At 65.3% G+C, this 12,676-nt stretch carries 9 protein-coding genes; 1 reads left to right on the top strand and 8 read right to left on the bottom strand.

The window, feature by feature from the left end:
- Nucleotides 1-92: 92 nt before the first annotated feature.
- The 6 genes from A4H34_RS04780 to typA form a co-directional block, all read right to left on the bottom strand.
- Nucleotides 93-626: a helix-turn-helix domain-containing protein gene (locus tag A4H34_RS04780; RefSeq protein ID WP_064231262.1), complete on the bottom strand. Its 534-nt coding sequence runs from the start codon at nt 624-626 to the stop codon at nt 93-95.
- 220 nt (nt 627-846) lie between these two features.
- Entirely contained in the window at nt 847-2,079 is a 1,233-nt protein-coding gene (gene dapC / locus A4H34_RS04775; protein WP_064231261.1) for a succinyldiaminopimelate transaminase, read from the bottom strand.
- The gene (fdxA, locus tag A4H34_RS04770; protein ID WP_009199359.1) at nt 2,079-2,399 is read right to left on the bottom strand and encodes a ferredoxin; all 321 of its coding nucleotides are present in this window, start codon (nt 2,397-2,399) and stop codon (nt 2,079-2,081) included. Before fdxA ends, dapC begins: the two co-directional genes overlap by 1 nt.
- 61 nt (nt 2,400-2,460) lie before the next feature.
- Complete coding sequence (locus tag A4H34_RS04765) at nt 2,461-6,804, bottom strand: VanW family protein (RefSeq protein WP_064231260.1); 4,344 nt, start codon at nt 6,802-6,804, stop codon at nt 2,461-2,463.
- Nucleotides 6,801-7,166, bottom strand: coding sequence for a hypothetical protein (locus tag A4H34_RS04760; protein ID WP_064231259.1), 366 nt, complete (start codon nt 7,164-7,166; stop codon nt 6,801-6,803). The genes A4H34_RS04765 and A4H34_RS04760 overlap by 4 nt, the downstream gene beginning before the upstream one ends.
- Before the next feature lie 2 nt (nt 7,167-7,168).
- On the bottom strand, nt 7,169-9,085 hold the full coding sequence (gene typA, locus A4H34_RS04755) for a translational GTPase TypA (RefSeq protein WP_064231697.1): 1,917 nt from the start codon (nt 9,083-9,085) through the stop codon (nt 7,169-7,171).
- A 168-nt stretch (nt 9,086-9,253) separates the two neighbouring features.
- Here typA and A4H34_RS04750 point away from each other — a divergent pair, with 168 nt between their 5' ends.
- On the top strand, nt 9,254-9,868 hold the full coding sequence (locus A4H34_RS04750) for a PH domain-containing protein (RefSeq protein ID WP_064231258.1): 615 nt from the start codon (nt 9,254-9,256) through the stop codon (nt 9,866-9,868).
- Nucleotides 9,869-9,886: 18 nt separating this feature from the next.
- On the opposite strand, the gene A4H34_RS04745 is transcribed toward A4H34_RS04750, so the two are convergent.
- Both A4H34_RS04745 and A4H34_RS04740 read right to left on the bottom strand, forming a co-directional pair.
- Nucleotides 9,887-11,683 carry an ABC transporter ATP-binding protein gene (locus A4H34_RS04745; protein ID WP_082903070.1) on the bottom strand — a complete coding sequence of 599 codons (1,797 nt, stop codon included), beginning with the start codon at nt 11,681-11,683 and terminating at the stop codon, nt 9,887-9,889.
- A complete protein-coding gene (locus A4H34_RS04740) occupies nt 11,683-12,672 on the bottom strand; it encodes an ABC transporter permease (RefSeq protein ID WP_064231257.1) in 990 nt (329 codons plus the stop codon). Before A4H34_RS04740 ends, A4H34_RS04745 begins: the two co-directional genes overlap by 1 nt.
- Nucleotides 12,673-12,676: the final 4 nt, after the last annotated feature.

The following is a 12,676-nucleotide window of genomic DNA, read 5'->3' as shown; positions in this document are numbered from 1 at the left end:
TCAAGGCCGTCTGCCGTTGGCTCGTGGCCCCTCACTGACAGGTCCCGCGCATAAGCGACAGTTTCTGCACCTTAAGCGACAGGTCCCAAACCCTAAGCCTTTTCGCCAGAGGCCTGCCCGCCACGGCGGACCTCTTTAGCGGCTTTGAGGTATTCCTCAGGATCCAGGTCGTAATCGCTAAACGCCTGTGCATCGGCGATGATGTCGCTCAGTGCCTCGTCGGCTACCCGCCGCTGCCGTTTCTGGTACTCCAGCACGTCCGTCAGGCAGAGCTGGCGGTGCCGCCGCTTCAGAAAGAACGGGATCTCACCGTCATCAAGGATTCGTATAAGCGTTGGCCGCGAGACCCCAAGCAGATTCGCGGCCTGTTGCGTTGAAAGCATCGTGTGCTGCGGAACGACGCTGACCGCCATCCCCTGACACATTGCCTCGACCGCATGCCTGAGAATGTCGACCGCCTCAGCAGAAAGCTCGACGGCTTCCTTTCCCAACACCAGTCGAGCCGTTTCACTTCTTTCAGCCATGGCAGCGTCGGCGAGACGCTGAAGCTTCTGACTGAACTCTGGATCGACGTTCTGATTGAGCTCTTCGGGAAGAAATGTTCTGCTTTCAAGGGCTTCGTGCATCACTCATCCTCCTGGACGCGCCGGCAAAAACAGTTAGACTTTTCGTTTTGTTCGTTTCAATCGTACTGTTCGTTTTGCCTCTGCTCCAAGATTGATAAGACTGATCCTTGTTCTTCATCGAGACAGACCCAATTCTTCATCGGAGATCCGACGAAGACTGAGCAAATACCTCGACAAGCCTTTTGCGGCAGCTTCCCTGTTGTCGCCAATCCTGCCGCAGCTAACCCCGTCGCAGCACCTCGGGCAGGCGCGGCAGGCGGCGGACAGCTTCATCGATGGCAGAGTCGGTCGCCGTGAGGGAGATTCGCACGCGGTTGCGCCCGGCCTCGCCGTAGAAGTCGCCCGGAGCGACGACGATGCCCAGCTCGGCGCACGCCCGAACGATGTCCCAGCCTGTCGGCGCCTCTACCACGCTGCCGCCATCGTGATTAGAACCAGCCACACCGCCAACCGGGTCACCAGCCACACCGCCAACCGCGCTGTCGCCAGCCACACCGCCGCCCGGCCGTTTTGCCGCGGCCCAAATGTAAAGCCCCGCCACGGACAGCGGGTCGTTGACCAGGCCCGCGGCGTCAAGCACTGCCAGGAGCTTCTCGCGCCTGCGCGCGTAGACTGCCCGCTGCTCGGCCACATGCGCGTCGTCGCCCAGCGCCCACGTCATCGCGGCCTGCACCGGTCCGGGCATGAGGAATCCCGCGTGCTTGCGGATCTCGGTGATCGGCCCGACCATCGCCGGGTCGCCCGCGAGGAAAGCCGCCCGGTAACCGGCCATATTCGACTGCTTGGAAAGCGAGTACAGGCACAGCAGGCCTGCGACGTCGCCGTCGCACACCCGCTCGTCCAGAATCGACGGCGCCTCGGGAACGTCCCACGCGAGCTCGGCGTAGCACTCGTCGCTGGCGACCACGACGCCGCGCTCCCGCGCCCACGCGAGGATCGCCCGCAGGCGCTCCACGCCGAGCACGTGCCCGTCGGGGTTCCCCGGCGAGTTGAGCCAGAGCATGCTCATCGTGGGCCACGTCGAAGGGTCGGCGTCCGTGTCCACGGGCACGGGCTTGGCGCCCGCGAGACGCGCGCCGACGTCGTAGGTCGGATAGGAGGCGCGGGGAAAGCCAACCGCGTCCGCCGACCCCAATCCGAGGAGCGAGGGCAGCAAGGCCACCATTTCCTTCGACCCGATCGTGGGAAGCACGCCTGTCTCGGCGCGCACGCCGCGGCGGCGCTCAAGCCACCCGCGGACGGCCGCGCGCAGCTCGGCCGTTCCGACCGTCAGCGGATAGCCGTGGGCGTCGGATGCGGCGTCCAAGGCCGCCTGCGCGCCGGAGGGGACCGAGTCCACCGGCGTGCCGATCGTCAGGTCCACAACGCCGTCCGGATGCGCGGCTGCGCGCTCGCGCACCGGCACGAGCGAGTCCCAGGGGAAGTCAGGAAGCTGAGCGCCGAAAAGTCCCATCACTCCCCCTGCGGAGGAAGCCCGGCGACGTAAGGATGGTCGCTGCCCGTGGGCCCCAGGCGCTGGGCGCCGCCAGGCGAACCGATGTCGTCGAAGAACTCGGCATTGACCGACTCGAACACCGACCATTCCTCGGGAAGGTCGTCCTCATAGTAGATCGCTTCGACGGGGCAGACGGGCTCGCACGCGCCGCAGTCGACGCACTCGTCGGGGTGGATGTAAAGCGTCCGTTCGCCCTCGTAGATGCAGTCGACCGGGCATTCGTCGACGCATGCGCGGTCCATGACGTCGACGCACGGAAGCGCGATGATGTACGTCATTTTCTTCCTTCTTTCGTAGTGACTACAAGCCTAGTCCTTGTGGGACCTTAGGGCTATAGCGTCACTTGCACACCACTCGATTGGTCGGCGAATAGGTCCACTTGTAGCTCGAGTTTTCGTGGACCTTTCCGTCTCGCGAGACCTTCCGCGAGACGGTCACCGTGAAGCCCGGCCCCCCGGCCCCGGAGGGCTCGCAGTCGCGGGCCGGGTTGACCTTCGTCGTCGGCGCGACCTGGGCGTAAGGCTTCGACGTCGTCGTCTCGACGTCCCAGTACTTCGTCGACCAGAGCTTCGAATACACCTTTCCGTCGGCGACCCAGGTGTCGATGACCGCGCCGTACGGGGTGTTGTTCTTGAATCTCATGTCGTACTTGCCCTCCCACAGGGTCGACTCCATGCCCATGGGGTAGCGCGAGAAGTACTTCGAGTGCGGTTTGTGCTCGACATCGACGAATCCCGCCCGATACCCCAGGTTGAAGGTGTTTGTGGACAGCTGGGAAAGGCCTCCGCCCAAGGCGGTCGAGTTGAAGCCGTTCGCGACCACGCCCGAAGAAACAAAGCCGTGCGCAGCGTCGATGGGCCCGAGCGCCTTGAGCAGCGAGAACTCCTCGTCGGGTTTGACCAGGGTGTTCGCCACCTTTTGCGTGCCGACCTTGAGGTTCGTGGTGCGAACCGCATCGTTGGTCAAGGGGGTTTCAATGGAGGAGACGACCTCCTTGACGCCCATCTTCTCTGCGTCCTCCGTGGTGAACTTCGCGGGGACGGACTTCGTGGCGATCTCGACCTTCCGGTCTCCCGTCGTCGCGGCTTCCGCGGCGGATTCCGCGAGTTTGCCTTCGTCGAAGCCCACGCCGTCTTCGGACGGAATGATCTTCGGGGTCGTGTGGTCGACTATCTCGATCTTGGCGTCCTTGCCCTCCTTCAAGAGGGTGGGCGCGCCCTTGCGGACGACGTCGCTCAGCTTCTCCGAATCCAGCTTGAGTTTGAGCTCGCCGTCGGAGGCCACGAACTTCGCAACTGAGACCAGCTGCTTCGGGGTCACCGTTACCGTGGCCGATCCGACTTTCACCGTGAGATTGCCGGAAACAAGGGGCTTGGCAAGGTCTTTCAACGCCCTTTGCGCCTCGGAGTCCTTGATGTCCGGCTCCCTTTCATTGACGGGCAAAGGGATCGTCTTGCCGTCGAGCATCTTTTCGGCGATCTTCTTGGACGCCTCCTCGCGATTGAGATCGACCCCCTTCTTCGCTTTCGTCGCCTTCGGGGTCACTCCGTCGAACTCTATCGATGCGTTCGTCGGCGTGTTCACCGAGGCATCCACAAGGGAATCGACCGTCTTTCGCAGTTTTGCCTGGTCTACGTCGACGGTCGGGGAGACCTCGGAGCCTCCCGTCATGCTGTCCCACAGGCGCAAGGGGTTGAGAGAGAATCCCGAGAGGGAATCGACCGTGGACTTCGCGTCGAATTTCGCGCCGATCGAAGAGGGGTCGATAGTTTGCTCCTTGCCCCCGATCGAGACTTTCACGGACTGGGACAGCCGGCCCGAAAGCTCGGATTCGAGTTTCGCCTGGGCGGCTTCGCGGGACATTCCGCCAACCTTAACGCCGGCGACGGTTGTGCTGGCGGGGATTTTGTTCGAAAAGTAGAATGCGGCCCCCACGTAGACGACGCCGAAGACAAGGGCGGCCGCGGCGACCCAAAGCCATACGCGACGCCTTTTGGCGGGCTCGCCGTCGGAAACCTCGCCTTTGCCAAGCTTTTCAGCGGTCCTTTCAGCCGACGTTTCGAGGGAAGACAGACCGCCGTCGACGCTCGGCGACGACGCTTCGGGCTCGGAGCCTCGAATGGACGCCGCGGCAGCGGACACGCCCGGTTTGCCCGTAGGCGCCTCGGCTGGCGCGGAAACCTCCGCTTGCGGGGAAGCATCGGCTGACGTGGAAGCATCCACTTGCGAGGAAGCATCGGCTGACGTGGAAGCACCCGCTTGCGGGGAAGTCTCCTGCGCCGGAGGCTGAGCTTGCGCGGGAGGCTCAGCTTGCACGGGAGGCTCAGCGACGTCCCGCCGGCTCTCGGACGGTGAGAAGTCTGCAGCAGGTGTAGGTTCGGCGACGTCAGGCTTGGGACCAGCGATGCCGGGCTCGAGGTCGGTATCGACCTCAGGCTGCGCAACGCCCTGCACGGGTTCCGCCAACGCAGCCTCAGGCTGCGCAGCGCCCTGCGCAGATTCGACGGTGGCAGCCTCATCAGGCTCCGCAACGCTCCGCCCGGGCTCCGCGACGGCGGCTTCCGAATCGGCAAGGCCGTGCCGGGATTCCGCGACGCTGTCGGCGGGCCCCACAGCGCCGAGGCTCGACGCCGAGTCCCGCGCCGTTTCCTTTCCTGCAGCGGTTTCAGCTGCGCTCACACGGGGTGCAAACTCACCCGCAGCGGGCTCGGATTCGGCCGCTCCAGTATACGGCGGCGAAACGGCCGATGGGGTCGATTGAACGGCGGGGCGCGCAGTCGTCGCAGCCGCGTCGTCGACGGTATCCCAATAGGATCCGGGAGCCCCCGCCGTCGGCGAATCGACCTCCTGAATCCGAGAATGCTCGATCTCGGCAGCCTGAGAAGTCTCAGCAGCCTGAGTATCTGCGCGCACGGCGGCCTGCGGGGCTGTCTCCGGCGTCCCATCGTCGGTTTCTCCTGTGGGTGGCTGCCGACGCTGCTGCCATGCCTCGGCGCCGGGCCCGTAAACAACGGGCTGCGCGGCGATCGAACGCTTGACGGCGGGAATCGTGGCGGTGTCGTCGTCTGAGAGATCGGAAACGGAAGACGTCTCGCCCTCTCCCGAGGCAACCGCACCGGCATCGGTTTCCTTGTCGGCATCGAAACCGGGGCCCACGTCGGACACCTTGCCGATGTGGGGCTCTTCACCGACATTGGACTCTTCGCCGGCACTGGGCTCTTCGCCGACGTGGGAATCAAGGCCGGACGGCGCTTCGGGCTTGGGGGATTCCACAGCTGGCCGCGATTCACCGGACGCTTCCTGCCGAGCGCCTTCTTTTCCGACTCGCGCGGCCAACCCGTCGGTCAGAGACGCGTTCGCCGACTGATTGGCAACGCCGCCAGCGGCGGGCGCCGCAGAGAAACCAGCCGCGGGAACGGAGCCTTGGACGTGGTTCTGCCCGGCTGCGGAGGAGGCTGACTTTGCCTTCTCAGACGGACCCGCGGAAGAAGAAAGCGGTTGCGCCGAAGAAAAGGGCGGTTGCGCCGAAGCCGCGCCGCCGGCCTTGGGCGCCGAAGCCGCCGACACGGCAGATCGGGCCGACGCACGATCGGAAACCGCGTTCTGGCGGACGTCCTCTGGCCTCGCCGCGTCTGCGGCCCGTGAAGCGGCGCCTTTCGCCGCCGCCGCATCGTCCTTGCCCGCCGGAGCAACGTCCCTGCCAGCCTTTGAAGCATCGTCTCCGGCCTTCGGTGAGCCTCCGGCCTTCAAGGTATTCCCGGCCTTCGGGGCTGGAACGTGAGACTCGCCAGCCTTCGCCGAAGTCGAAGCCGCCTTCGAAGCGACGTCCGTCGCGTCTGCGACCCTCGCGGACGCGGATTCAGCCTTCCCAGCTTCCTCGGCCTGGGGAGCATGAGCGCCTGCCTGGACAGGCGTTGCCGCAGGAGCGGCTGCGGCAACTTCCGCCGCGTCAAACGCCTTCTGAGCGGGCGCGACCGGTTCTTCACGCTCGACGGCGCGATTTTCCCTCGAGCCGGCGTCGTTCCCGTCCGCCGCAGCGGCAGAGGCCGCGGAAGCCGACAGATCCGGCTCAACCGGCCGCTTGCCGCCAGAATCAGGTTTGGCGGCATCCTCGCCCTCAGCAGCAAACGGGGATTTGGCAGCGGCCGCGGGTTGGGAGGACTCCGGTTTGTTGGCGGCTGTCGGCTTAGCCTCAACCTCAGACTTGGCTGTCGGCTTAGCCTCAACCTCAGACTTGGCGGCAGCGACGGCTTTGGCAGCAGCCGTGGCCTTGGCCGCACCCTCAGATGTGGCCGCAGCCTCGACCTTGGCGGCGCCGTCGTCGCCCCCGCCCGGCCTCTTGGCCGCCTCGCGCGACGCGGCGTCGGCCTTGGCAACGCCCTTGCCCAAAGTCGTCGACGCCGAAAGGGCCGCTCCCCGCGCTTTCGAAGTTCCTCTTGCGGCGGCCTTCGAGCCCTTGCCTCTCTTGGACGCCTTCTTCTTCGGTCCTTTGGCCCCCTTCGGCCTCACCACGGGAATCGTGGCGGTTATGTCGGGATCGTATGCGGAATCGGCGGCCTCGCCCGAAGCGCCTTGCGAATCGGCGATTCGCTCGACGTCCTTCCTCTGTTCTCCGTCCGAGTTCCCGCCGCCAGGCGCAGCGGACCTATCGGTGGCATCAATGTTCTCATTCTCTTGAGTCACGATGGATCCTTTCCTTTGTCGCCGCGGCGGGCAAGGGCCCAGCCTGCGGGAACGATTGCGGAGACCGGGGCGAGAAAGAGCCAGAGCTGGGACACCCACTGGTCCGTGGAAACGAACGAGTCATTGCTCGGCGGATACATGAGAAGCCATACGGCTGCGCCGGCCACGCCGACGGACGCCGCGAACCACGCCGTGACCCACCCGCATTCGACCATGAACCACGCTCCAGCGGCAACCATTGCGGACGCCAAGGCCAACCCCGCGATCGGCATGTCCACGGGCCCCGCGTGGACGATGGTGGCCAAGATCCCCACCAGCACGCCGGCGAGCAAACCGAGCGCGATCTGCACTGCTTTACGCATAGTCACTTGCCTCTTTTCGCTCGCGCGGCCGCCCTGTAACGCTCCTGCGCGCCAAGAATCACTTTCCGGATTCGCACTGCCTCCGGCGTGACCTCGATGCATTCGTCGTCGGCGGCGAACTCGATGGACTCTTCCAAGGTCAGCTTGCGCGGGGCCTGAAGCGTCTCGAACACCTCCGCGGTGGCCGATCGCATATTCGTCATTTCCTTCGCCCGCACGACGTTGACGTCCATATCCTCGTCACGGGGGTTCTCCCCCACAACCTGGCCTTCGTAAACCTCCTGGCCCGGTTCGACGAAGAACGTTCCGCGGTCCTCCAGCTTTTGGAGGGCGTATGCCGTGACCTGGCCCTGGCGGTCAGAAACGAGGGAACCCGTGGCGCGAGACTCTATCGGCCCGGCCCAAGGCGCGTACCCGTCGCCGATCGAGGAGGCGATTCCGGTGCCCCTCGTCTGCGTGAGGAACTGGGAGCGGAAGCCGATCATGCCGCGGGCCGGAACGACGAACTCCATCCGCACCCAGCCGGAGCCGTGGTTCGACATCGTCTCCATCCGTCCTTTGCGCGCCGCCATAATCTGCGTGACCGCGCCGAGATACTCTTCGGGAACGTCAATCGTCGTCCGCTCCATGGGCTCGTGTACTTTGCCGTCGACCGTCTTCGTGACGACCTGCGGCTTGCCCACGGTCAGCTCGAACCCTTCGCGCCGCATCTGCTCGACGAGGATCGCCAACGCGAGCTCTCCGCGATCCTGGACCTCCCACTGGTCGGGGCGGTCGGTGGGCAGCACCCTGATCGAGACGTTTCCCACGAGCTCCGCCTCGAGCCGGTCTCTGACCTGGCGCGCGGTGAGTTTGTGCCCTTTCACCTTGCCCGCCAAAGGCGAGTCGTTGATGCCCACCGTCATTGAGATCGCCGGGTCGTCGACGTGTATGGGCGGCAGCGGGCGAGGATCGTCCAAGTCCACCAAGCAGTCGCCGATCGTGATGTCCTCGACTCCCGCAATCGCCACGATGTCGCCGGCTCGCGCGCTCTGCGTCGGTTCGCGGTTCAGCCCCTTGGTTGCAAGCAGCTCTGATATGTGCACCCGCGAAAGCGCGCCGTCTTTTCCTGAAAGGCCGACCCAGGCGCCCTTCGTCAGCTCTCCCGAATAGATCCGGGTCAGCGCGAGGCGCCCGAGGAAGGGCGAAGCGTCGAGGTTCGTCACCTGGGCGACGAGCCCGGCGTCGGCGTCGTACTCGGGGGCGGGTATGTAGTGGAGCATCGCCTCGAAAAGCGGCTCCAGATCGCGATTGGAGGGCAGCTCGCCGTCTTCGGGGCGGAGCGTGTCGGCGTATCCCGCCTTCGCGGCGCAAAAGATCACGGGGATCTCCAAGAGCCGGTCGAGAATGGCGTCGTCGGGGTCGTCGAGGTCCGAGTAGAGGGAGAACAGCAGGTCCTGGGTCTCGTTGACCACCTCGTCGATCCTGGCGTCCGGGCGGTCGACCTTGTTGACCACGGTGATGACCGGCAGCTTCGCCTCAAGGGCTTTGCGCAAGACGAAACGGGTTTGGGGCAGCGGGCCCTCGGAGGCGTCGACGAGCAGGACGACGCCGTCGACCATCGACAGCCCGCGCTCGACCTCCCCGCCGAAGTCGGCGTGGCCGGGAGTGTCGATGACGTTGATCGTCACGCCCTCGGGCGCGTTGAACTTGGCCGCGGAGGGCCCGGTGTAGCGTATCGCCGTGTTCTTCGCGAGGATCGTGATGCCTTTTTCACGCTCCAGATCGCCCGAATCCATGACCCGCTCCCCCGTTTTCTCAACGGTGGCGCGCTCGCCGAAAGCTCCCGACTGCCACAGCATGGCGTCGACGAGCGTTGTCTTGCCGTGGTCGACGTGCGCAACGATGGCGACGTTCCGCAGGTCATAACGCTTGCTCAATGATTCCTTGTCCTCGCTTGACGCGCTCACGCCGGATGCCTGCTCCGACGCGTTCGGTTGCGCGGGCGCACGGTGCGCCATCAAATATCCTACGCGCGCAGGTTGGAAATAGCCCGGTGCGCAAGAATGTGTGATAGACCAAGCGCGCGGGTGTGAGAGAATCTGCCCATGCCCACGATCCGCTTCCGTCTGCGCAATCCCCGGCAGGCCGTCAAAGGCGGTCTGTTCGCCGCCTTCGCCGCCTTCATCGAGGCGGCCAGCGTGATGGATTCGGCCCGGGCCTCGCTCGTCCCGCCGACTCTCATCGCCGCCGGCATCCTCGCCCTGGCTTACGTCTTCTATCTGCGACCTTACGTGACGCTCGACGACGCCGGCATCACCTTGGGGAACTGGATCCGAACCGTGCGCATCCCCTGGCGGGAGTACAAGGGCCTCTCGTCGAAGCTCGGCTTGAAGGTCCTCAGCGAGAAGGGCGACGACGCCGTTGCCTCCTATCCGAGGTCGGACAACCGGCGCGATCGCATTGCTCGGCGCTCGGAAGAGGCCTATCGCCGCCCCGAGCCGGCCCTCAGGCCGAAGGCCGATCTGCAATGGGCGACTCCCTTGCAGGCGAGGCTGGCCATCGACTCCGCCAACCGAGAAGCGGCGAAGGGCGAGGCCGAAGCCTTTGCATCGGGAGGAGGCGAGCAGTACTCGCACCGCTTCTGCCCGGCCTCGTGCTTCGCCTTGGCGGCGGGCCTTGTGGCGATTGCCGAAGGCGTGAGGCAAGCCGTCTCGGGCTAGCCTCACGCCCTGGAATCCTCAGAGTTTGAGCTCCGCGACCTCGTCGCCGATCGAGCGGAGAAGCTCGTGTCGCTCCTCGCGCCGCCGGCGCTGCTCTCCTGGCTCCGGGACCGGCGCAGCGGCCAGCAGCCTCTTCGTGTACTCCTCGCGCGGATTGTGCAGCACGGACGTGCGCAACCCCTGCTCGACGATCTTTCCGTCTTGAAGCACCACCACTCGGTGGGCGAGCATGTCCACCACGGCGAGGTCGTGCGAGACGAACAGGCAGGCGAAGCCGAAGTCCCGCTGAAGGTCCGAAAGCATCGTCAGCACCTGCGCCTGCACGGAGACGTCGAGGGCCGACGTCGGCTCGTCCGCGATGAGAAGGCTGGGCCGAAGCACCAGGGCCCGCGCGATGCACACGCGCTGGCGCTGGCCGCCGGAAAGCTCGTGCGGGAAGCGGTTGTAAGTCGAGCGCGGAAGGCTGACGGCGTCGAGCAGCTCATACACCCTCTGCCGCTGGAACTTCTGGTTTCCCTCCCGGTGAACCACCAGGGGCTCGGCGATGCAGTCGCCGATCGGGAATCGCGGGTCGAGGGAGGCGGCGGGGTCCTGGAAGACCACGCCCATCATCTTCCTGCTGCGCCTGGCCTCGTCCTTGGACATTGCCAGAAGGTCCTTGCCGAAGACCTCGACGCTTCCGGAGGCCGCCGGGACAAGGCCGAGCACGCATTTGCCGATCGTCGATTTGCCGGAGCCCGACTCCCCGACGAGCCCGACGATCTCCCCGTGCGCGACGTCGAAGGTCACGCCGTCGACCGCGCGGAAGGGCTCCTTGCCGTGCCGCTCGTACTCGATGGCCAAGTCGTTCGCGCTGAGAACCGTGTCGCTCAGGTCGATGGACTCGTCGCGGGACTCGTCGAATCCGAACTGGGCCCGGCCGCGCCCCAAGTGGGGAACCGCGCGCAGCAGCCTCTGCGTGTACGGATGCTCAGGGTGGTTGAGCACGGCGTCGACCGTTCCCGATTCGACGATGTTTCCCTTGAACATCACGTGGACGGTGTCGGCCATGTCGGCGACGACGCCCATTGAGTGCGTGATGAGCAGGATGCCGGTGTTGAGCTTGTCCTTGAGCGAACGCAGAAGGTCGAGGATGTCGGCCTGGACGGTGACGTCGAGGGCCGTGGTCGGCTCGTCGGCGATGATTGCCTTGGGGTTGCACGAGATCGCCATGGCGATGCACACGCGCTGGCGCTGGCCGCCGGAAAGCTCGTGTGGATACTGCTTGACCCGAGCCTCGGCGTCGTTCAAGCCGACCATCTTGAGCAGCTCGACGGCTCGCGCCGTGGCCGCCGTTCCGTAGGCGACGCCGTGTTGCTCGAGCGCCTCGGTTATCTGCCGCCCGATCGTGAGGACGGGGTTGAGGGCCGTCATGGGCTCCTGGAAGACCATGGCGACGTCCTTGCCTCGCAGGTTGCGCAGGCCGCGCGAGCCCATTCCTCGAACGCTCTTGCCAGCCACGGTGACTTCGCCGTCGATGGACGCGTTCCCGGGCAGGAGGCCGAGCGCGGTCGTCGACGTGACGGATTTGCCGGACCCCGATTCGCCCACAAGGGCCACGACCTGTCCGGGGACGACGTCGATGCTCACGCCGCGCACCGCATGGACTCGCCCGAACTCCGTTTTGAACTGGACGTCGAGGTCCTGGAAGGCCAAAACGGGCTCCGAGGAGATCTTCTGGACCTCGATCACCTTGCCCTTGTCGAGGCCTTCGTTGAGTTTGGGGCCGTCCCCTTTGCGGGGCTTGCGGCCGGGGCGTTCTTTCTTGTCCGACATCAGGATGCCTTTCCTCTCTGGCGGGGATCGAACGCGTCGCGCAAGCCGTCGCCGATGAAGTTGACGCTCAGTGCGAAGATGAGGATCGCCGCCGCGGGAGCGAAGAAGAGCCAGGGACGCGTGGCGAACGAGCTCTGGTACTGGCTGATGAGCAGGCCGAGCGACGTGTCGGGCGACTTCACCCCGTATCCGAGGAAGGAAAGCGAGGTCTCCAGGAGCACCGCGGAGGCGATGAGGAGGGTGGCCGAGACGATGATCGTGCCCAGGCAGTTGGGGAGGATGTGGCGGATGATGATCCTCCGGTTGGAAGCGCCGAGTGCGCGGGCGGCCGAGACGAACTCGCGCTCCCTGAGGGAGAGGACCTCGCCTCTGACCAGGCGCGCCAATCCGGTCCAATACAGAATGCCCAGCATGAAGGCGAGGAAGACGATTCCGAACTCCCCCGTCATCCGGCCGACGACGGCGGCCAGCACGAGAAGCGGGATGACGATGAAAAGATCCGTCATCCGCATGAGGGCGGCCTCGACCCAGCCGCGGTAGTAGCCCGCGATCGCGCCGACCACTGTGCCGATGAAGGTTCCGACCAGCCCGACGACGAAGGCGATGATGATCGAGTTCTGCGTCCCCCTCATGGTCAGGGCAAAGTAGTCCTTGCCGACGGAATCCTGACCGAAGGGGTGCTCGCCGAGATGGAGGAAACCGAGGGTCGGGCGCCCGCCGTTGATGGTCGGGTAGGTGTCTGTGTAGTTGTACTTCCACCACCCCGGGAGAGGTCCGTAGCCGATGGATGTGAAGGCGAGGAGGGCGACAAAGGCGAAGACGATGAGGGAAACCATCGCCGCTCTGTGGTGGAAGAAGCGACGGCGGACGAGCTGACCCTGCGAATAAGATTTGTCGGTCGTCTGGTCGAGGACCTCGTCCTCCACCTCCACGGCTGCGAAGTCGGCGTCTTCGTCAATGTGCACAACTGAGTGCTTGCTGTCTGTCATGTTT

Origin of the sequence: Peptidiphaga gingivicola, assembly GCF_001652275.1 — a bacterium.
GTDB lineage: Bacteria > Actinomycetota > Actinomycetes > Actinomycetales > Actinomycetaceae > Peptidiphaga > Peptidiphaga gingivicola.
The sequence above is the reverse complement of the archived record's forward strand: the minus strand, read 5'-3'. Positions and strand labels throughout refer to the sequence as shown.

What these genes read in the sequence shown, in the direction of transcription:
- A4H34_RS04780 (WP_064231262.1), bottom strand. Translation starts at nt 626, where the DNA reads ATGCACGAAGCCCTTGAAAGCAGAACATTTCTTCCCGAAGAGCTCAAT.
- A4H34_RS04745 (WP_082903070.1), bottom strand. Translation starts at nt 11,683, where the DNA reads ATGTCGGACAAGAAAGAACGCCCCGGCCGCAAGCCCCGCAAAGGGGAC.
- A4H34_RS04760 (WP_064231259.1), bottom strand. Translation starts at nt 7,166, where the DNA reads ATGCGTAAAGCAGTGCAGATCGCGCTCGGTTTGCTCGCCGGCGTGCTG.
- fdxA (WP_009199359.1), bottom strand. Translation starts at nt 2,399, where the DNA reads ATGACGTACATCATCGCGCTTCCGTGCGTCGACGTCATGGACCGCGCA.
- A4H34_RS04750 (WP_064231258.1), top strand. Translation starts at nt 9,254, where the DNA reads ATGCCCACGATCCGCTTCCGTCTGCGCAATCCCCGGCAGGCCGTCAAA.
- A4H34_RS04740 (WP_064231257.1), bottom strand. Translation starts at nt 12,672, where the DNA reads ATGACAGACAGCAAGCACTCAGTTGTGCACATTGACGAAGACGCCGAC.
- dapC (WP_064231261.1), bottom strand. Translation starts at nt 2,079, where the DNA reads ATGGGACTTTTCGGCGCTCAGCTTCCTGACTTCCCCTGGGACTCGCTC.